Annotated in this window: 17 protein-coding genes; 13 read left to right on the top strand and 4 right to left on the bottom strand. The window is 53.7% G+C overall.

Annotation, left to right across the window (positions count from 1 at the left end):
* The first annotated feature begins 137 nt into the window (after positions 1-137).
* From IB214_RS02480 to npr, 11 genes are all read left to right on the top strand, one after another.
* Positions 138-1115, top strand: coding sequence for a calcium/sodium antiporter (locus tag IB214_RS02480; protein WP_096755506.1), 978 nt, complete (start codon positions 138-140; stop codon positions 1113-1115).
* A gap of 13 nt (positions 1116-1128) precedes the next feature.
* Positions 1129-2115, top strand: a complete 987-nt coding sequence (kdsD, locus tag IB214_RS02475) for an arabinose-5-phosphate isomerase KdsD (protein ID WP_096755505.1) — start codon at positions 1129-1131, stop codon at positions 2113-2115.
* Between the two features lie 31 nt (positions 2116-2146).
* Positions 2147-2713 carry a 3-deoxy-manno-octulosonate-8-phosphatase KdsC gene (gene kdsC / locus IB214_RS02470; protein ID WP_115257379.1) on the top strand — a complete coding sequence of 189 codons (567 nt, stop codon included), beginning with the start codon at positions 2147-2149 and terminating at the stop codon, positions 2711-2713.
* Positions 2710-3285, top strand: coding sequence for an LPS export ABC transporter periplasmic protein LptC (gene lptC / locus IB214_RS02465; RefSeq protein ID WP_117342734.1), 576 nt, complete (start codon positions 2710-2712; stop codon positions 3283-3285). Before kdsC ends, lptC begins: the two co-directional genes overlap by 4 nt.
* Entirely contained in the window at positions 3254-3808 is a 555-nt protein-coding gene (gene lptA, locus IB214_RS02460) for a lipopolysaccharide ABC transporter substrate-binding protein LptA (protein WP_115257377.1), read from the top strand. Before lptC ends, lptA begins: the two co-directional genes overlap by 32 nt.
* A gap of 6 nt (positions 3809-3814) precedes the next feature.
* Positions 3815-4540, top strand: coding sequence for an LPS export ABC transporter ATP-binding protein (gene lptB / locus IB214_RS02455; RefSeq protein ID WP_040234138.1), 726 nt, complete (start codon positions 3815-3817; stop codon positions 4538-4540).
* Between the two features lie 46 nt (positions 4541-4586).
* Complete coding sequence (gene rpoN / locus IB214_RS02450; protein ID WP_115257376.1) at positions 4587-6020, top strand: RNA polymerase factor sigma-54; 1434 nt, start codon at positions 4587-4589, stop codon at positions 6018-6020.
* 22 nt (positions 6021-6042) lie between these two features.
* The gene (gene hpf / locus IB214_RS02445; protein WP_003025078.1) at positions 6043-6330 is read left to right on the top strand and encodes a ribosome hibernation promoting factor; all 288 of its coding nucleotides are present in this window, start codon (positions 6043-6045) and stop codon (positions 6328-6330) included.
* 83 nt (positions 6331-6413) lie between these two features.
* Entirely contained in the window at positions 6414-6905 is a 492-nt protein-coding gene (gene ptsN / locus IB214_RS02440) for a PTS IIA-like nitrogen regulatory protein PtsN (protein ID WP_096755500.1), read from the top strand.
* Between the two features lie 45 nt (positions 6906-6950).
* Positions 6951-7805: an RNase adapter RapZ gene (rapZ, locus tag IB214_RS02435; protein ID WP_096755499.1), complete on the top strand. Its 855-nt coding sequence runs from the start codon at positions 6951-6953 to the stop codon at positions 7803-7805.
* Positions 7802-8074 (top strand): PTS phosphocarrier protein NPr, encoded by a 273-nt coding sequence (gene npr, locus IB214_RS02430; RefSeq protein ID WP_096755498.1) that lies wholly within the window; start codon positions 7802-7804, stop codon positions 8072-8074. Before rapZ ends, npr begins: the two co-directional genes overlap by 4 nt.
* 137 nt (positions 8075-8211) lie before the next feature.
* Here the strand turns inward: npr and mtgA are convergent, their stop codons facing one another.
* The 4 genes from mtgA to IB214_RS02410 form a co-directional block, all read right to left on the bottom strand.
* Positions 8212-8931, bottom strand: coding sequence for a monofunctional biosynthetic peptidoglycan transglycosylase (gene mtgA / locus IB214_RS02425; RefSeq protein WP_117342735.1), 720 nt, complete (start codon positions 8929-8931; stop codon positions 8212-8214).
* A complete protein-coding gene (gene elbB, locus IB214_RS02420; protein WP_117342736.1) occupies positions 8928-9581 on the bottom strand; it encodes an isoprenoid biosynthesis glyoxalase ElbB in 654 nt (217 codons plus the stop codon). Before elbB ends, mtgA begins: the two co-directional genes overlap by 4 nt.
* 229 nt (positions 9582-9810) lie before the next feature.
* A complete protein-coding gene (gene arcB, locus IB214_RS02415) occupies positions 9811-12147 on the bottom strand; it encodes an aerobic respiration two-component sensor histidine kinase ArcB (RefSeq protein ID WP_117342737.1) in 2337 nt (778 codons plus the stop codon).
* A 195-nt stretch (positions 12148-12342) separates the two neighbouring features.
* Positions 12343-13272 (bottom strand): TIGR01212 family radical SAM protein, encoded by a 930-nt coding sequence (locus tag IB214_RS02410; RefSeq protein WP_115257371.1) that lies wholly within the window; start codon positions 13270-13272, stop codon positions 12343-12345.
* Between the two features lie 687 nt (positions 13273-13959).
* Here IB214_RS02410 and gltB point away from each other — a divergent pair.
* Positions 13960-18420, top strand: coding sequence for a glutamate synthase large subunit (gltB, locus tag IB214_RS02405; RefSeq protein ID WP_135953049.1), 4461 nt, complete (start codon positions 13960-13962; stop codon positions 18418-18420).
* 12 nt (positions 18421-18432) lie between these two features.
* Positions 18433-19851, top strand: a complete 1419-nt coding sequence (locus IB214_RS02400; RefSeq protein ID WP_117342738.1) for a glutamate synthase small subunit — start codon at positions 18433-18435, stop codon at positions 19849-19851.
* Positions 19852-19877 lie beyond the last annotated feature (26 nt).

The following is a 19877-nucleotide window of genomic DNA, read 5'->3' as shown; positions in this document are numbered from 1 at the left end:
TTATTACCCGCTCTGGTTAGCGAAAGCTGGCATTTGTTTTACTTTTTAGCCGCATAAAGTCAAAATTAAGACTTCGTTACGGCTTCCAGAAGATCCTTCACGTGGACCGGCGAGTATACCTGAAGAAAGGACTTTAGATGCTTTTAGCGACGGCGCTGTTAATAATTGGTTTACTTCTGGTGGTCTACGGTGCCGACCGTCTGGTATTTGCCGCCTCTATTTTATGCCGCACCTTCGGCATTCCCCCCATCATCATTGGGATGACCGTCGTCAGCATAGGCACATCGTTACCTGAAATTATTGTCTCCGTTGCCGCCTCTATGAATGGGCAGCTCGATTTAGCCGTCGGCACCGCGCTCGGCTCAAACATCACCAATATTCTCCTGATTTTAGGCCTGTCAGCGCTGATTCACCCTTTTACCGTGCATTCTGATGTTCTGCGTCGCGAATTACCGCTAATGTTGCTGGTCAGTATTCTGGCCGCATCCGTGCTGTACGACGGGGAACTAAGCCGCAGCGATGGTTTTTTTCTTCTGCTTCTGGCCGTGCTATGGCTGCTATTCATTGTTAAAATCGCGCGGTTGGCGGAACGGGAAGGCAATGACAGCCTGACCCGGGAGCAAGTGGCAGAACTGCCGCGCGAAGGGGGACTACCTGTCGCCTTTCTGTGGCTGGGCATTGCGCTGATTATTATGCCAATGGCAACGCGAATGGTGGTCGATAACGCCACCGTACTGGCGAATTACTTTGCCATGAGCGAACTCACCATCGGATTAACGGTGGTGGCGATTGGCACCAGCCTGCCAGAGCTGGCAACGGCTATCGCGGGCCTGCGTAAGGGTGAAAATGATATTGCTGTCGGCAACATCATCGGGGCCAACATTTTTAATATTGTTATCGTTCTCGGACTCCCCGCACTGATCACACCGGGCGAGGTCAATCCGATGGCCTTCGTCCGTGACTACAGTGTGATGCTACTGGTAAGTGTTATTTTTGCATTACTCTGCTGGCGACGTCCGCGCCAGATTGGTCGCGGCGCGGGTGCACTGCTGACCGGCGGTTTTATCATATGGCTGGCGATGCTGTATTGGGTATCGCCACTTCTCGTTGGATAACTGGAAACGCATTATGTCGCACTTAGAGTTGCAACCGGGTTTTGACTTTCAGCAAGCTGGCAAGGAAGTCCTGGCTATTGAACGTGAAGGCCTGGCGGAGCTTGATCAGTACATCGACCTGAACTTTACCCTCGCCTGTGAGAAAATCGTCAACTGCGCGGGTAAAGTTGTGGTGATGGGAATGGGGAAATCCGGGCATATCGGGCGCAAAATGGCCGCCACGTTTGCCAGTACCGGTACGCCGTCCTTTTTCGTACATCCTGGTGAAGCCGCACACGGCGATCTGGGCATGGTATCGCCGCAGGACGTGGTGATCGCCATTTCTAATTCCGGTGAATCCAATGAGATTGCCGCATTAATTCCGGTGCTCAAACGCCTTCACGTCCCGCTTATCTGCATGACCGGTCGTCCGGAAAGCAGCATGGCGCGTGCAGCAGATGTGCATCTGTGTGTTAAAGTACCCAAGGAAGCCTGCCCATTAGGTCTGGCGCCGACCAGCAGCACAACCGCGACGCTGGTGATGGGCGATGCGCTCGCCGTGGCATTATTGAAAGCCCGCGGCTTTACTGCGGAAGATTTTGCGTTGTCGCACCCCGGTGGCGCACTGGGGCGTAAGCTTTTGCTGCGCGTTAACGATATTATGCATACGGGCGACGAGATCCCGCATGTGAATAAAAACGCCAGCCTGCGCGATGCGTTACTTGAGATTACGCGTAAAAATCTCGGCATGACCGTCATTTGCGATGACACCATGAAGATCGACGGCATCTTCACGGATGGTGACTTACGCCGCGTCTTTGATATGGGCGTTGACGTTCGCCAGTTGGGGATTGCCGACGTGATGACCCCCGGGGGCATTCGCGTGCGTCCGGGCATTCTTGCCGTGGACGCTCTGAATTTAATGCAATCCCGCCATATTACCTCGGTGATGGTTGCTGATGGCGACCGTTTACTCGGTGTGTTACATATGCATGATCTCCTGCGTGCAGGCGTAGTGTAAAAAGTAGAGTAGAAACGCAAGGATAAAAGAAATGAGTAACGCAGGTGCGTCGCTTGCGACCTGTTATGGACCCGTCAGCGCTGAAGTCATCACCAGGGCAGAGAATATTCGTCTGCTGATCCTTGATGTGGATGGCGTACTGTCTGATGGCCTGATTTATATGGGCAACAACGGCGAAGAGCTCAAGGCGTTTAACGTCCGTGATGGCTACGGAATTCGTTGTGCGCTCACTTCCGGTATCGAGGTTGCTATTATTACCGGACGAAAGGCTAAACTTGTAGAAGACCGCTGTAACACGTTGGGGATTACCCATCTGTACCAGGGACAGTCGGACAAACTGGTCGCCTTCGACGATCTGCTCAACAAGCTGGCGATCGCGCCGGAACAGGTGGCATACGTCGGCGACGATCTGATCGACTGGCCGGTGATGGCGAAAGTCGGATTAAGCGTGGCGGTAGCGGATGCCCACCCGCTGCTGATCCCCCGTGCCGACTATGTCACGCGCATTGATGGAGGGCGCGGCGCGGTACGTGAGGTCTGCGATTTATTACTCCTGGCGCAGGGCAAACTGGACGAGGCCAAAGGTCAATCGATATGAGCAAAACCAGACGTTGGGTTATCATTCTACTGTCGCTGGCCGTCCTTGTGCTGATCGGTATTAACCTGGCAGACAAAGACGACACCACTCAGGTGGTAATCAATAACAACGAGCCGACCTATAAGAGCGAACATACCGACAGCGTCGTGTATAGCCCGGAAGGCGCACTGAGCTATCGACTTATCGCTCAACACGTTGAATATTATTCCGATCAGGCTGTTTCGTGGTTTACTCAACCGGTATTAACCACGTTTGATAAGGATAAAGTGCCGACCTGGTCTATCAAGGCTGATAAAGCAAAATTGACTGAGGATCGGATGCTGTATCTGTATGGCCATGTTGAAGTCAACGCCCTGGTGGCAGACTCTCAACTACGCAGAATTACGACCGATAACGCGCAGATTAACCTGGTGACGCAAGATGTCACCTCAAACGATCTGGTCACGTTGTATGGAACAACATTTAACTCCAGCGGACTGAAGATGCGCGGCAATTTACGCAGCAAGAACGCCGAGCTGATTGAAAAGGTTAGAACCTCATATGAAATCCAAAACAAACAAACTCAGCCTTAATCTTGTGCTTGCCAGCTCCCTTCTGGCCGCCAGCATTCCGGCATTTGCCGTCACCGGCGATACCGAGCAGCCGATTCACATTGAATCGGATCAGCAGTCCCTGGATATGCAGGGTAACGTGGTGACGTTTACCGGTAATGTTATCGTGACGCAGGGCACCATCAAAATTAATGCCGATAAGGTTGTCGTGACCCGTCCGGGCGGTGAAGACGGTAAAGAAGTAATCGATGGCTACGGCAATCCGGCAACGTTTTACCAGATGCAGGATAACGGTAAACCCGTTAACGGCCATGCCTTACAGATGCACTATGAACTGGCAAAAGATTTCGTTGTGCTGACGGGTAAAGCCTATCTGGAGCAGGTGGACAGCAACATCACCGGCGACAAAATTACCTATCTGGTAAAAGAGCAGAAAATGCAGGCCTTCAGCGATAAAGGCAAACGCGTCACTACCGTTCTGGTGCCGTCACAGCTGCAGGATAAAAACAAAACCAAAGCTCCGGCAGAGAAAAAAGGTAACTGATTCGTTATGGCAACATTAACTGCAAAGAACCTTGCAAAAGCCTATAAAGGCCGCCGTGTGGTGGAAGACGTCAGTCTGACCGTCAACTCCGGGGAGATCGTCGGTCTGCTCGGCCCTAACGGTGCGGGCAAAACAACGACCTTTTACATGGTGGTGGGCATTGTGCCGCGCGATGCGGGCAACATCATCATCGATGACGAAGACATCAGCCTGCTGCCGCTGCATGCACGCGCCCGTCGCGGCATCGGTTATTTACCGCAGGAAGCCTCTATTTTTCGTCGTCTGAGCGTGTTTGATAACCTGATGGCGGTACTGCAAATTCGTGACGATCTCTCCAGCGAACAGCGCGAAGATCGTGCTAACGAATTGATGGAAGAGTTCCATATCGAACACCTGCGGGACAGCCTGGGACAGTCGCTATCCGGGGGGGAACGTCGCCGTGTGGAAATCGCTCGTGCATTGGCTGCAAATCCGAAATTTATCCTGCTGGATGAACCATTTGCGGGCGTTGACCCGATCTCCGTTATTGATATCAAACGTATCATTGAACACCTGCGCGACAGCGGACTGGGCGTGCTGATCACCGACCATAACGTGCGTGAAACGCTGGCGGTCTGTGAACGCGCCTATATTGTGAGTCAGGGACATCTGATAGCACACGGCACGCCAACCGAAATACTGCAAGACGAACACGTTAAGCGCGTATACCTTGGGGAAGACTTCAGACTCTGATAGGGTAGAAGACGTCACGTTACTGCAGGAGAAAACCACTCTGAACATGAAGCAAGGTTTGCAACTCAGGCTTAGCCAACAACTGGCAATGACGCCTCAGCTACAACAGGCTATCCGTCTGTTGCAGTTGTCTACGCTGGAACTTCAGCAAGAACTTCAGCAAGCGCTGGAAAGTAACCCACTGCTCGAGCAAACCGATCTTCACGACGAAATTGATACCCAGGAAAAACAGGACAGCGATTCCCTCGATACCGCAGATGCTCTCGAACAAAAAGAGATGCCGGAAGAACTGCCGCTGGATGCCAGTTGGGATGAAATTTACACCGCAGGCACACCGTCGGGCACCAGTGGGGATTACATCGACGACGAACTGCCTGTTTATCAGGGTGAAACCACGCAATCATTACAAGATTACCTGATGTGGCAAGTGGGATTGACCCCGTTCTCGGATACCGATCGCGCCATTGCGACGTCAATTGTCGATGCGGTTGATGACACCGGATATCTCACCGTTTCTCTGGATGATATTCTCGAGAGCATGGGTGATGACGACATTGGTCTCGATGAAGTCGAAGCCGTGCTAAAACGCGTTCAACGTTTTGATCCGGTTGGCGTGGCGGCGAAAGATCTCCGCGACTGCCTGTTGATTCAACTGTCGCAGTTCGACAAAGCCACACCATGGCTGGAAGAAGCCCGCCTGATCATCAGCGATCACCTCGATCTGTTAGCCAATCACGATTTCCGCTCGCTCATGCGCGTTACCCGGTTGAAAGAAGATGTGCTGAAAGAAGCCGTCAACCTGATCCAGTCGCTGGATCCGAGACCCGGGCAGTCGATCCAAACCGGTGAGCCAGAGTACGTGATCCCAGATGTACTGGTGCGCAAACATAACGATCGTTGGGTCGTCGAACTGAACAGCGACAGCATTCCGCGTCTACAGATTAATCAGCACTATGCCGCCATGTGCAATGGCGCGCGCAACGATGCCGACAGCCAGTTTATTCGCACCAATCTCCAGGATGCAAAGTGGCTGATTAAAAGTCTGGAAAGCCGTAACGACACGCTGTTGCGCGTCAGTCGATGTATCGTTGAGCAACAGCAAGCCTTCTTTGAGAAAGGCGAAGAATTTATGAAGCCGATGGTGCTGGCGGATATCGCCCAAGCCGTCGAGATGCACGAATCAACCATTTCCCGAGTGACCACGCAAAAGTATCTGCACAGTCCACGCGGCATTTTTGAACTCAAGTATTTCTTTTCCAGCCACGTCAACACTGAGGGCGGGGGCGAAGCCTCTTCTACAGCGATACGCGCACTGGTGAAGAAATTAATTGCTGCGGAGAACCCTGCGAAACCGCTGAGTGACAGCAAGTTAACCTCTATGCTGTCAGAACAGGGTATCATGGTGGCACGCCGCACCGTTGCGAAGTACCGAGAGTCTTTATCCATTCCGCCGTCTAACCAGCGCAAACAGCTGGTCTGACCCAACCGATAAGGAAGACACTATGCAGCTCAACATCACTGGAAACAACGTCGAAATCACTGAAGCACTGCGTGACTTTGTGAACACAAAGTTCGCCAAACTTGAGCAATATTTCGACCGGATTAATCAGGTCTATATTGTGTTGAAGGTGGAGAAGGTGACACACATCTCGGATGCAACACTGCATGTGAACGGTGGCGAAATTCATGCCAGCGCGGAAGGTCAGGATATGTACGCCGCCATTGACGGTTTAATTGATAAACTGGCTCGGCAGTTAACAAAACATAAAGATAAACTGAAACAGCACTAACTTGTCCGGGCAGTTAGCGGGTGCAGGACGGCCTGTTGTGCAGCACAACGGGCCATTTGTACAGTTAGCGCTTAGGTGAAATTATGACAAATAACGATACGACTCTACAACTGAGTACTGTTCTTAACCAGGAATGTACGCGCTCTGGTGTTCACTGCCAAAGCAAAAAACGCGCTCTGGAAATCATCAGCGAACTGGCAGCAAAGCAGCTCAGCTTGCCTTCTCAGGTGGTATTTGAAGCCATTCTGACGCGTGAAAAAATGGGCAGTACCGGCATCGGCAATGGTATTGCCATTCCGCACGGAAAGCTGGAAGAAGACACGATGCGCGCGGTCGGCGTGTTTGTGCAGCTCGAAACGCCTATCGCGTTCGACGCCATTGATAATCAACCGGTCGATCTGTTGTTCGCCCTACTGGTTCCCGCAGACCAAACCAAGACGCATTTGCACACCTTGTCACTGGTTGCAAAACGTCTGGCGGATAAAACCATCTGTCGCCGTCTGCGTTCCGCGCAGAGCGATCAGGAGCTGTATCAAATCATCACGGACACCGAAGGTGTACAGGATGAAGCATAACAACCCAATGGCACCCTTTTTTGTCGTTGTGAGGAGAAACAGTACATGGTACTGATGATCGTCAGCGGTCGTTCAGGGTCAGGCAAATCTGTTGCCCTGCGAGCGCTGGAAGATATGGGTTTTTACTGCGTGGATAACCTTCCCGTAGTGCTGTTGCCCGATCTGGCCCGCACCCTGGCCGATAGCCAAATTTCTGCGGCCGTCAGCATTGATGTGCGCAATATGCCTGAGTCACCAGAAATTTTCGAGCAGGCAATGAATAACCTGCCTGAAGGTTTCTCGCCGCAGCTGCTGTTCCTCGATGCTGACCGTAACACGCTGATCCGTCGCTACAGTGATACCCGTCGACTGCACCCACTCTCCAGCAAAAATCTGTCACTTGAAAGTGCTATCGATAAGGAAAGTGACTTACTGGAGCCACTGCGTTCTCGCGCGGACCTGATCGTCGATACCTCTGAAATGTCCGTGCACGAGCTGGCAGAAATGTTGCGTACCCGACTGCTGGGCAAACGTGAACGTGAACTGACCATGGTATTCGAGTCCTTTGGCTTCAAGCACGGCATCCCGATTGATGCGGATTACGTCTTTGACGTGCGCTTCCTGCCAAACCCACACTGGGATCCTAAACTGCGTCCGATGACCGGTCTGGACAGGCCCGTTGCCGCGTTTCTCGACCGCCACACAGAAGTACACAATTTTATCTACCAGACTCGCAGCTATCTTGAGCTATGGTTACCCATGCTGGAGACTAACAACCGCAGCTACCTCACCGTAGCCATCGGCTGTACCGGCGGGAAACACCGATCGGTGTATATTGCTGAGCAACTGGCTGACTACTTCCGCTCTCGCGGTAAAAACGTGCAGTCACGCCATCGCACGCTGGAAAAACGCAAATCATGACCGTAAAACAGACTGTCGAAATCACCAATAAGCTGGGCATGCACGCCCGGCCTGCGATGAAGCTGTTTGAATTAATGCAGGGTTTTGAGGCGGAAGTGCTGTTGCGTAACGATGAAGGTACAGAGGCGGAGGCGAACAGCGTCATCGCCCTGCTGATGCTGGATTCCGCCAAAGGTCGCCAGATAGAGGTTGAAGCCTCTGGCCCACAGGAAGTAGAAGCCCTGGCGGCGGTGATTGCGCTGTTTAATTCGGGGTTTGACGAGGATTAGTCAGTACAGAGCTACCATTTCAGCACGTAGCGAGTAGGTCGGATAAGGCTTTTACGCCGCATCCGGCAATGTTGTTGTGTCGTATTCTGCCTGATGCGCTGCGCTTATCAGGCCTACAAAAACAGCGTCAGCATCGACTAATACAGCTTATTTTCCCGCATAAACGACTCACCGCCTAACTGGCGCATTTGCCGCATGATCCATGCCTGGCGATTACGTACATAGCCTGACGGGGCATTCGCCTTAAAACGCAGAGGATTTGGCAGCACCGCCGCCAGCAGCGCTGCTTCAGACTGACTCAGGCGGCTGGCCGGTTTATGGAAATAATGTTGTGCTGCCGCTTCTACGCCGAATACACCGTCGCCAAACTCGGCGATATTCAGATAAACCGTCAGAATACGTTTCTTACTCCACACTGTTTCCATGCCCAGTGTGAGTCCGGCCTCAAGACCTTTACGCACCCAACTGCGTCCATCCCACAGAAAGAGATTTTTTGCTGTCTGCTGCGAGAGCGTCGATGCTCCACGAATGCGGCTTTCATTGCGCTCATTATGCGCCAGCGCCTTTTCTATCGCAGAGACATCAAATCCCCAGTGCTGCGGAAATTTTTGGTCTTCTGCGGCAATAACCGCCAGCCCCATCCACGGTGAGATCTCATCCATACTGACCCAGTCAGAATGCGCCACATAGCCGAAATCACCGTGCAACCAGGCGCTAATTTGTCGTTCAGCCATCACCGCTGAAAAGGGCACGGGCAGCACGCTGAAGAGGGCGATGCCCCCGCCCCAGAACACGGCGAGGACAATGACCGCCCGCAGAAAGAGTCGCCGCAAACTGGCGGTCACCCCTTTTTTCATTCAGTCAGCACCAGCACACGCGAGACCAGCTTGTCGATACCGCTCGCCGCCTGGGCAATATCCTGTGCCAGCATATAAGCCGGCGTGGTGACGATTTTGTGGTCTTCATCAACCACAATATCATCGACTGGACACGGCACATGCTCTGCCCCCATATCCTCCAGCACTTCCGCAGTATCGATATCGGTGCCAATCGTCAGACGCAGCGGAAAATCGAATATTTTAGGCAGCATCGCTGGGGCAATACACATGAACCCCAACGGCTTACCGGATTGATGCATGGCGACTGCCAACGCGGCTAAGTCGCTATCCACCCGGCATTCGCTTCCCTGGCTGGCGAAATTGCTCAGGTTCTTCGCTGCACCGAATCCACCTGGGACAATCAGCGCATCCAGTTCAGCAGAGACCGCCTGGGCAAGCGGGCGGATATCACCACGGGTTATACGTGCAGCCTCAATCAGGACATTGCGGGTCTCCTGCATGGGTTCGCCCGTCAGATGATTAATCACATCTGCTTGTTGTTTATCCGGCGCAAAGCAGATGGCCTGAGCCCCGTTGCGGGCAATAGCCAGCAGCGTTAACACGGCCTCATGGATCTCAGAGCCGTCATACACACCGCATCCACCGAGCACTACGCCAATTTTCTTCATCGTGAGACTCCTTTCGCAACTGGCTGTAGCATATTAATAATTCTTATTAAAATGCTACGCTTCACACATTTAACTGATTCATGTAACAAATTATTTAAGATTTGCTATCTTAACTGCGTGCGGCCTGAAAATTAGGGCTGCGCCCTTGTAAACAATGATAATAATTTACGGCGCAGCCACGATTTCCCTGGTGTTGGCGCAGTATTCGCGCACCCCGGCTAAGCCGGGGTCATTTTTTTTCAACACTCGCCACCCAGGCTCTTAATACCGCCACGTCGTGCTGCCACTCCTGCTTCATCTCTTCAATCCATTCCCCCACGTTGTCCTCCCAGGCAGGAAGGTCCGGGGATTGAATTTGCTGACCCAGCTGCTGCAGATGGCGCAGTCCCACTGACCCCGCGGCACCTTTGATTTTATGGCCTTCCTCAACAACGCCTTTTTTATCACGCGCGGTCAGGTTGGACTCCAGCACACTTAAATAACCCGGCATCATCTTCTCAAATACCGCCAATCCGTCGGTAATTAACTTCGGTCCCACCAGCTCGAGGTATTGTTCCAACATGGGAATATCTAACAGCGCTTGCGATTTACTGCTTTCTTCAGATGTCACAGTGCTCTCCTCTTTGTTTCGGGTATCCCAGTATTTTTTAATCATGGCGGTTAACGCCGGTACCGACAGCGGCTTACTCAGCACGTCATCCATACCCGCTTCCAGATATTCTTTTTTGTCTTTCAGAACGTTAGCGGTGAGCGCCACCAGCGGCGGCAGATCTTCCCGCGCGTACTTTTGCGTTAACTCTCTGGAGATATCCAGACCCGTCATATCCGGCAACTGAATATCCAACAGCACCAGGTCGTACTCACCCGGTTTGAACATTTCCAGCGCGGCTTTCCCGGTCATGGCGACGTCCACGCTGTTACCCAGTTTTTCCAGCACCGAACGGGCGACAATCACGTTCAGTTCAATGTCCTCAACCAGCAGCACATTCAGGGCAGGCAACGGCATGTCGTCTTCTTCAAAGGCGTCTTCAATCTCTTCCGCAACGGCTGGGGCATGAACGGTAAGGGTAAAGACGGAACCTTTCCCCGGCTGGCTGGAAACCGTAATATCGCCGCCCATGTTTTTCGCCAGACGACGAGACACTGCCAGACCAATCCCGGTCCCGGTGGCCGGTTTACCGCCATTGCTGTCCTTCACCTGATAATACATGGCGAAGATTTTATCCTGCTCATCCTGCGGAATACCGATACCAGAATCTTCCACTTCAAAATGCAGCATGTTGCCTTTGTCATAGCGCGCCCGCACGGTGACCTGCCCTTTCTGGGTAAACTTCACGGCGTTGCTGATCAGATTCCACAGGATTTGACGCAGACGCGTCCCGTCGGTAATGACCTTATGCGGCAGCGGCAAGGTCGGATCAAGTACAAAGCGCAGCCCTTTTTGCTGCGCCTGCAGGCCGGAGAGGTTTTCCAGATCCGCCATAAAGCTGGTGAAATCTATCGGCTGGTTATCGAGCTGAACTTTACGCCGCTCCATCTTATCCATGTCGATAATATCGTTGAAAATATTCCCAAGCGTAACGGCGGAAACATGGATAGTTTTCAGGTATTTTTCCTGCTCAGCGGTCAGATCCGTATCCAGCAGGATCCGACTCAAACCGACAATACCGTTCAGCGGCGTACGCAGTTCGTGGCTGATGGTGGAAATAAAGGTCGTCTTGTCACGGCTGGCACGTTCAAGTGCATCCTGGTAGCGCTTGCGCTCGGTAATATCGCGGCCAAAGCCCATCAGGCCGTGTCGTTTACCGACGCGGTCGTAATAAGGCACTTTACGAATTTCAAAGCAGGCTTTACGTCCGTCCGGGTAATCCAGCCATTGTTCATAGGTCAACGAGACATTATGGCGGAACACTTTCTCGTCGGTTTCGATAACTTTTTCAGCCGCTTCTGGCGAGTAAACTTCAATCGGTTTTAAATTCACCAGTTGCTTTTCGCTCTTGCCTGTCAGCAATTCCATGGCGCGGTTACAGCCGGAGAACTCTTTATCTTCATTGCGATAAAAAACCAGATCCGGTGAAGCATCGAGAAAAGAACGCAGAAAAGAGGATTGTTGTTCCAGTTGGATCTGCGCTTCTTCACGCTCTTTAATTTCGACTTTGAGTTGTTCAAACGTTTCCTGGCGCTCCGCTTCCGCCTTTTCACGTTCGACAATCTCCTGGTTAAGCTGCGCAATATTGTCCTTTAACTGCACGTTAAGCTTGAGATCGCGTTCGCGCATCTCTTCCAGCTTCTGCACCAGTCGTGACAGGCGTTGCCGGGACTCCTCCAGTTGCTCCACGACCACTGACAGGAAATAGACCGCCCAGGGGGTAATTAACAGGCCAAAAAAGATGGAACGTATTACATCAATACTTTCTACCTGGCCATGCAGCACCATGGTGACGGCCATTTGCACCACTATGGCCAACACCACCAGAGCCAGCGCCAATAGCAGCGAAAAGCGCACCAGACCTAATTTCATCATCAGGTCGACATAATACTGCGCCAGCATTCGAATTTGCTTCATAGAGGGTTCCTTCACGACAACTTGGCACAATAATACTCAATTCTCGGCGTGACGTTTGAGATTGTGCAATAAATGCGGAGGCTATCGGTGAAATGACTGAGGAGAGGCCATCGTAGACATGATAAGCGAAGCGCCATCAGGCAAGCAGGCGCAGATTGCCTGATGTCGGCTTTGCCTTATCCGGCCTACAAAGGGTTAGCTCCCCGGCTGAGCCCACGGCGTTCCAAGAGCGGAGCCTTGTACACCATGCTCATTGAGATAACGGTCCAGTTCGACCATCCCGGTCCAGCGATTTTCACACCACAGCGGCGCCAGTAACGTCGGGCGACGGGCGCTGGCAGAAATACGATGATAAATAACCTCTGGCGGCGTATGGCGAATCATCTCGCCCGCCGTCACGGTGTAATCGGCCAGCTCAATACCGCTCAGACGCCCTGCTTCCCAGGCCTTCGCCATAATGCTGCCCTTCACGATATGCAGCGGATGCAGCTTAATGCCATCAACGCCGGTCTCCACCACGCGCGCCAGCGTTTGCAGACATTCCGCTTGCCCTTCTCCCGGCAGGCCAACAATCAGATGTGAGCACACTTTCAACCCACGCTCACGCGCCAACTGCGTGGTGCGTTGATAGCAGGCAAAGTCATGCCCACGGTTAATACGGTGCAGCGTTTTATCATGGGCCGTTTGCAGCCCCAGTTCCAACCACACCTCGTAGCCCTGATCTTTATATTCGCACAGCAGATCGAGCACCGCCTCTGGCACGCAGTCAGGGCGCGTCCCGACGCACAGCCCGACAATATTGGCCTGAGTGACCGCCTGCTGGTACATCGAACGCAGCACCTGCACTTCGGCAAACGTGCTGGTATAAGCCTGAAAATAGGCCAGGTAGCGCTTGGCGCGATTCACCAGTTGAGCCTGATGTTCGAGCTGCTCAGCAATCGAATGATGCTGCTGTGCCTCATCGGCAAAGGAGGCGACATTACAGAAGGTGCACCCGCCACGTCCAATGGTGCCATCGCGATTTGGGCAGCTAAACCCGCCGTGCAGCGTGAGTTTATGAACCTTTTGCCCATAACGACGAGAAAGATCCCCACCAAACATATTGACTAATTTCTGTAACTGCATAATCTGATAGACCGCGCCTTGAAAAGAGGCCAAAGCCTGCCATTTTTAGCCCCCGTCGGCGATGACCTGGATCAATCGCCCAGGCGTGCTTTTATTCATTGCATATTCAAGCAAAATAAATGAAATTTCATTCAATCAAAATGTGATTACTTTTCCTTATATCCGATGATTTTTTTTATCTTCCGACGGCCAACGGATAAAAACAGTATCTTTAAGACGCGTAAACTCTATAAACCAGCATAAAATACCAAACATCGCGATAAACAAAGGGAGGACAAGCGATAACGGACCTTTCTGACAGTGAGACAGATCACACTTCCCTCGCCATCCACTGTGCGTTAAATCAATGTAAAAATGCTATTAATTTCAATATATTCATATCGTTAATCGACCTATAGCACATTTTTGCATAAATAAGATTGCCATTTGACCTGTGTGTGGATTCCCGATAACGTGGAAATCCGCTGGAAGCTTTCTGGATGAGCAGCCTGCTCATCATATTTATGCAGTAATTGAGATTCCCTCTGAAGCAAGTCCTCAAACTTGTTTGACCTATGCGAAAAGGATTAAAGAGGGCGAATGCGAGGTGAGCGTATAACGCGCAACCCCCGTCGCCATGCTCTTGGTGTGCCTGTGCGCAAACGGTATCGGAGAGGCGTCCCGCAGAGCCTGGGGAGGTTCACTGATATGTTGTACGATAAATCCCTTGAGAAGGATAACTGTGGTTTCGGCCTGATCGCCCACATAGAAGGCGAACCTAGCCACAAGGTAGTGCGTACCGCCATACACGCACTGGCCCGTATGCAGCACCGTGGAGCCATCCTCGCGGACGGTAAAACCGGCGACGGCTGTGGCCTGTTATTACAAAAACCCGATCGCTTTTTCCGCATTGTTGCGCAAGAGCGCGGCTGGCGTTTAGCCAAAAACTACGCGGTCGGCATGATCTTTTTAAATAAAGACGCTGAACTGGCGGCGGCGTCTCGTCGCATCGTTGAAGAAGAGTTACAGCAGGAAACCCTGTCGATTGTGGGCTGGCGCGACGTGCCGACCAACGACGGTGTTCTCGGTGAAATTGCCCTCTCCTCCCTGCCCCGTATTGAGCAAATTTTTGTTAACGCCCCTGCGGGCTGGCGTCCACGCGATATGGAGCGCCGTCTGTTCATCGCGCGTCGCCGCATCGAAAAACGTTTACAGGACGATAAAGACTTCTACGTCTGTAGCTTGTCCAATCTGGTCAATATCTATAAAGGTCTGTGTATGCCGGCGGATCTGCCGCGCTTTTACCTGGACCTCGCGGACCTGCGTCTGGAATCGGCCATCTGCCTGTTCCACCAGCGCTTTTCCACCAACACCGTACCGCGCTGGCCGCTGGCCCAGCCGTTCCGCTACCTGGCACACAACGGCGAAATCAATACCATTACCGGTAACCGCCAGTGGGCGCGCGCCCGTACTTATAAGTTCCAGACCCCGCTGATCCCGGATCTCCACGATGCCGCGCCGTTCGTCAACGAAACCGGCTCCGACTCCAGCTCAATGGATAACATGCTCGAACTGTTGCTGGCAGGCGGGATGGACATCATCCGCGCGATGCGCCTGCTGGTGCCACCGGCCTGGCAGAACAACCCAGATATGGACCCGGAGCTGCGCGCATTCTTTGACTTTAACTCCATGCACATGGAGCCGTGGGACGGCCCGGCAGGCATTGTTATGTCTGACGGTCGCTTTGCCGCCTGTAACCTTGACCGTAACGGCCTGCGCCCGGCGCGCTACGTCATCACCAAAGACAAGCTCATCACGTGCGCCTCCGAAGTGGGTATCTGGGATTATCAGCCCGATGAAGTCGTCGAGAAAGGCCGCGTCGGTCCCGGCGAACTGATGGTGATCGACACCCGCTCGGGTCGCATTCTGCACTCGGCGGAAACCGATGATGACCTGAAAAGTCGCCATCCGTACAAAGAGTGGATGGAAAAGAACGTCCGCCGTCTGGTGCCGTTTGAAGACCTGGCTGACGATCAAGTCGGCAGCCGTGAGCTGGACGACGACACCCTTGCCAGCTACCAAAAACAGTTTAACTACAGCGCCGAAGAACTGGATTCCGTGATTCGCGTGTTGGGTGAAAACGGCCAGGAAGCGGTCGGTTCAATGGGCGATGACACCCCGTTTGCCGTGCTTTCCAGCCAGCCGCGCATCATTTATGACTACTTCCGTCAGCAGTTCGCGCAGGTGACCAACCCGCCTATCGATCCGCTGCGTGAGGCGCACGTGATGTCGCTGGCCACCAGCATTGGTCGTGAGATGAACGTCTTCTGTGAAGCCGAAGGCCAGGCGCATCGCCTGAGCTTTAAATCACCGATCCTGCTGTACTCTGATTTCACCCAGCTCACCACCATGAAAGAGGAACATTATCGCGCTGACCGGCTCGATATCACCTTCGACGTGAGTGAAACCACGCTGGAAGAGACCGTCAAGGCGCTGTGCGATAAAGCCGAACAGATGGTGCGTAACGGCACGGTATTGCTGGTGCTCTCTGACCGTAACATCGCCAAAAATCGCCTGCCGGTCCCGGCACCGATGGCGGTTGGTGCGGTGCAAACGCGTCTGGTGGAACAAAACCTGCGCTGCGACGCTAACATCATCGTCGAAACCGCCAGTACCCGCGATCCACATCACTTCGCGGTACTCCTCGGCTTTGGTGCCACAGCAATCTATCCGTATCTGGCCTATGAAACGCTGGGGCGTCTGATTGACACTCACGCTATTGCCAAAGATTACCGGACCGTGATGCTGAACTACCGTAACGGCATCAACAAAGGTCTGTACAAAATCATGTCCAAAATGGGCATTTCGACCATTGCCTCCTACCGCTGTTCGAAGCTGTTTGAAGCCGTCGGCCTGCATGATGACGTGGTGGCATTGTGCTTCCAGGGCGTGGTCAGTCGCATCAGCGGCGCAGGCTTTGCCGACTTCCAGCAGGATCTGCTGAACCTCTCCAAACATGCCTGGTTGGCGCGCAAACCGATTAGCCAGGGCGGCCTGCTGAAGTACGTTCACGGTGGCGAATACCACGCCTACAACCCGGACGTGGTACGCACCCTGCAACAGGCAGTACAAAGCGGCGAATACAGCGACTACCAGCAATACGCGAAGTTGGTTAACGAGCGTCCGGCAGCAACGCTGCGCGATCTGCTGGCTATCGCACCTGGCAATGAAGCAGTAAGTATTGACGACGTCGAACCCGCAACCGAGTTGTTTAAACGTTTTGATACCGCAGCCATGTCCATCGGCGCGTTAAGCCCGGAAGCGCACGAAGCGCTGGCCGAAGCGATGAACAGCATCGGCGGCAATTCCAACTCCGGCGAAGGCGGTGAGGACCCTGCACGTTATGGCACCAACAAGGTGTCGCGCATCAAGCAGGTGGCTTCTGGTCGCTTCGGTGTAACCCCGGCGTATCTGGTCAACGCTGACGTCATTCAGATTAAGGTCGCACAGGGCGCGAAGCCCGGCGAAGGCGGTCAGTTACCGGGAGATAAAGTTACTCCGTACATCGCCAAACTGCGTTATTCGGTGCCGGGCGTGACGCTGATCTCCCCGCCGCCACACCACGATATCTACTCTATCGAAGACCTGGCGCAGCTGATTTTCGACTTAAAACAGGTTAACCCGAAGGCGATGATCTCTGTGAAGCTGGTTTCCGAACCGGGCGTCGGTACCATCGCCACCGGCGTGGCAAAAGCCTACGCGGACCTGATAACCATTGCCGGTTACGACGGCGGCACCGGCGCCAGCCCGCTCTCTTCGGTGAAATACGCAGGTTGTCCGTGGGAACTGGGGCTGGTAGAAACTCAGCAGGCACTGGTGGCTAACGGTCTGCGCCATAAGATCCGTTTACAAGTTGATGGCGGTCTGAAAACCGGCGTCGACATCATCAAAGCAGCCATTCTCGGCGCGGAAAGCTTCGGCTTTGGTACCGGCCCGATGGTTGCGCTGGGCTGTAAATACCTGCGTATTTGCCACCTGAACAACTGTGCAACCGGTGTAGCAACCCAGGACGAAAAACTGCGTAAGAACCACTACCACGGTCTGCCGTTCAAAGTGACCAACTACTTTGAGTTTGTCGCCCGTGAAACCCGCGAGCTGATGGCATCGCTTGGCGTAACACGCCTGGTGGATCTGATTGGCCGTACCGACCTGCTCAAAGAGCTGGACGGGTATACTGCCAAGCAGCAGAAACTGGAGCTGTCTCATCTGCTGGAAACCGCACAACCTCACCCAGGCAAAGCGGTGTACTGTACTGAGAACAACCCACCGTTCGACAACGGCGTGCTCAACGCGCAGTTGCTGCAACAGGCCAAACCATTTGTTGATGAGCGCCAGAGTAAAACTTTCTGGTTCGACATCCGCAACACCGACCGTTCTGTCGGCGCATCACTGTCGGGCTATATCGCTCAGACACACGGCGATCAGGGGCTGGCTTCCGACCCGATCAAGGCGCATTTCAGCGGTACCGCAGGCCAGAGCTTTGGCGTGTGGAACGCGGGCGGCGTGGAGCTGTATCTGACCGGCGATGCCAACGACTATGTCGGTAAAGGTATGGCGGGCGGCCTGCTGGCGGTACGTCCTCCGGTCGGTTCTGCCTTCCGCAGCCATGAAGCGAGCATCATCGGCAACACCTGCCTGTACGGCGCAACCGGCGGTCGTCTGTTTGCCGCAGGTCGCGCGGGTGAACGCTTTGGGGTTCGTAACTCAGGTGCCATCACCGTGGTCGAAGGCATCGGTGACAACGGCTGTGAATACATGACCGGCGGCATCGTCTGTATTCTCGGTAAAACGGGCGTCAACTTCGGCGCAGGCATGACGGGCGGGTTCGCCTACGTGCTGGACGAAGACGGCGAATTCCGCAAACGCGTGAATCCAGAGCTGGTCGAAGTCCTGAGCGTGGACTCGCTGGCTATCCACGAAGAGCATTTGCGTGGACTGATCACCGAGCATGTACAGCATACCGGTTCGTCACGCGGAGAAGAGATCCTGGCCAACTGGCCGGCATTCTCAGCGAAATTCGCGCTGGTTAAACCGAAGTCCAGTGATGTGAAAGCACTGTTGGGTCACCGTAGTCGTAGCGCAGCTGAGCTGCGCGTGCAGGCGCAGTAAGGGGTAGCAGCAATGAGCCAGAACGTATACCAATTTATCGACCTGCAGCGCGTTGATCCGCCGAAGAAACCGCTGAAGATCCGCAAGATCGAGTTTATCGAAATCTACGAGCCGTTTTCCGAAGGCCAGGCTAAGGCGCAGGCCGATCGCTGCCTGTCCTGCGGCAACCCGTACTGCGAGTGGAAATGCCCGGTGCACAACTACATCCCGAACTGGCTGAAGCTGGCTAACGAAGGACGTATTTTTGAAGCAGCCGAGCTGTCACACCAGACCAACACGCTGCCGGAAGTCTGCGGTCGCGTGTGTCCACAGGACCGTCTGTGTGAGGGTTCTTGCACGCTGAACGATGAGTTCGGCGCGGTAACCATCGGCAACATTGAGCGCTATATCAACGATAAAGCATTTGAAATGGGCTGGCGCCCGGATATGACCGGCGTACGCCAGACCGATAAACGCATCGCCATTATCGGTGCCGGTCCGGCAGGGCTGGCCTGTGCCGACGTACTCACCCGTAACGGCGTAAAGGCGGTGGTGTTTGACCGTCATCCGGAGATTGGCGGCCTGCTGACCTTCGGTATTCCAGCCTTCAAGCTGGAAAAAGAGGTGATGACCCGTCGTCGTGAAATCTTCACCGGTATGGGCATTGAGTTCAAACTCAATGTAGAAGTGGGTCGTGACGTGCAGCTCGACGATCTACTGAAAGATTATGACGCTGTGTTTCTCGGCGTCGGAACCTATCAGTCGATGCGCGGTGGGCTGGAAAACGAAGATGCCGATGGCGTATTCGATGCCCTGCCGTTCCTGATTGCCAATACCAAGCAGTTGATGGGCTTTGGCGAAAGCAGCGACGAGCCGTACATCAGTATGGAAGGCAAACGCGTGGTGGTGCTGGGCGGCGGTGATACTGCGATGGACTGCGTACGTACTTCCGTTCGTCAGAACGCCTCACACGTGATTTGCGCCTATCGTCGCGACGAAGAAAACATGCCTGGCTCGAAACGCGAAGTAAAAAACGCGCGTGAAGAAGGTGTAGAATTCCAGTTCAACGTGCAGCCGCTGGGCGTGGAAATTAACGCCAACGGCAAAGTGTGCGGTGTGAAAATGGCGCATACTGAAATGGGTGCACCGGACGCACAAGGCCGCCGCCGTGCGGAGATCGTGCCCGGTTCTGAACACGTGGTACCCGCCGATGCCGTGGTGATGGCATTCGGTTTCCGTCCGCACAGCATGGAATGGCTGGCAAAGCACAGCGTCGAGCTGGATTCGCAGGGCCGCATTATCGCCCCGGAACGCAGCGACAACGCGTTCCAGACCAGCAACCCGAAAATCTTCGCCGGTGGCGACATCGTGCGCGGTTCGGATCTGGTGGTGACGGCAATTGCCGAAGGCCGTAAAGCCGCTGACGGGATCCTGAATTACCTGGAAGTGTAAAAAGAAATGCCGGATGCTTTGCCATC

The organism is Citrobacter sp. C1, from assembly GCF_014596895.2.
Taxonomy (GTDB): domain Bacteria; phylum Pseudomonadota; class Gammaproteobacteria; order Enterobacterales; family Enterobacteriaceae; genus Citrobacter; species Citrobacter gillenii.
The sequence above is the reverse complement of the archived record's forward strand: the minus strand, read 5'-3'. Positions and strand labels throughout refer to the sequence as shown.